The following is a 1439-nucleotide window of genomic DNA, read 5'->3' on the forward strand; positions in this document are numbered from 1 at the left end:
AGTATCTTTGACATTTGGGCTCGCCGGCAGGCAGCTCTTTTGTCAGGCTACCTCAGCATCGCGGCGATGCCGGAGGAATGTCGCCTCATGGCACGAAGCTGCCGTGCCGGCGGCGCCGACCAATGTCCGAAGCTGATGCTGTGGACGGCTCCTCCACCGGCACGTGAGTGCCATGGATGTGGGCGCTGTTAAGGCTCCCACGATTCGGAGGAGCAAAACATGCAAACGGTCACGACAATCGGTCTCGACATCGCCAAGTCGGTCTTTCAAGTGCACGGCATTGATGCTGCCGGGCAAGTGGTCATTCGCCGTCAGTTGAAGCGTCGCTACGTCCTAGCGTTCTTCCAGAAGTTGCCGCCATGTCTGATCGGCATCGAGGCTTGCGCCTCATCGCACCATTGGTCGCGTGAGCTCCAGGCACTTGGCCACACGGTGCGACTGATGCCACCGGCCTACGTGAAGCCCTACGTCAAACGGCAAAAGAATGATGCCACTGACGCCGAGGCCATCTGCGAGGCGGTCACCAGGGCCAACATGCGATTTGTTGTGACCAAGACTCCCGAGCAGCAGAGCGGCCTGGTGCTCCACCGCGCGCGCCATCTATTCATCCGCCAGCAGACTGCGGTGATCAATGCGATCCGCGCCCATCTTGCCGAGTTCGGGATTATTGCACCGGTCGGGCGCCACGGTGTCGAGGAGCTGCTCAATGTCGTCGCCGATCCAAACGACAAGCGAGTTCCTGAGATAGCCCGTGCGTGTCTCATGGCATTCGGGGCTCAATTGCGAAGGCTGAAGGAGCAGATTCTGGAGTTCGACCGTATGATCAGAGCCTGGCACCGATCCAGTGAGACGAGTAGGCGGCTTGATGATTGTCCCGGCGTCGGTCCGGTACTAGCGACCGCTCTGGTCGCTACCGTTGCTGACCCAAAATCCTTCAGGTCAGGGCGCAATTTCTCGGCCTGGATCGGGCTCGTGCCGAAGCAGCACTCGAGCGGGGGCAAGAACAGGCTCGGCAGTATCAGCAAGCAAGGCGATTGCTATCTGCGCGGCCTGTTCGTGGCTGGGGCGCTCGCCGTCATCCGTTATGCCAAGATCCATGGTACCAAGCACCGGCCCTGGCTCACGGCATTGTTGGCGCGGAGGCCGACCAAGGTCGCCGCCATCGCGCTCGCCAACAAGATCGCACGGATGGCCTGGGCCATGATGGCCAAGGGTGAGCGCTACAAGGAACCCATCGCACTTGCGGCGTAACGAGATCGCGCCGGACACCTGGCGTGATGTGAAGGTTGGGAGGGCGGACAGCACGTAATGCAGAGCCGGTCGATCCGGCGATCAGGACAACCCAGCTACCCCCTAGCATTGTCGAATGCGGGATATTGATCGGGACCTGATCCGCGGAGGGCATTATGGCCAGCGGTCATGTGAACCGCGCAACAGGC

The 1439-nt window shown here is 61.0% G+C and carries 1 protein-coding gene; it reads left to right on the forward strand.

Features of this window, described 5'->3' with window-relative positions:
- The first annotated feature begins 219 nt into the window (after positions 1–219).
- On the forward strand, positions 220–1251 hold the full coding sequence (locus VMT30_02315; protein ID HVQ43774.1) for an IS110 family transposase: 1032 nt from the start codon (positions 220–222) through the stop codon (positions 1249–1251).
- Positions 1252–1439: the final 188 nt, after the last annotated feature.

The sequence above is a fragment of the Candidatus Saccharimonadia bacterium genome (genome assembly GCA_035544015.1).
Taxonomy (GTDB): Bacteria; Patescibacteriota; Saccharimonadia; order UBA4664; family UBA4664; genus UBA5169.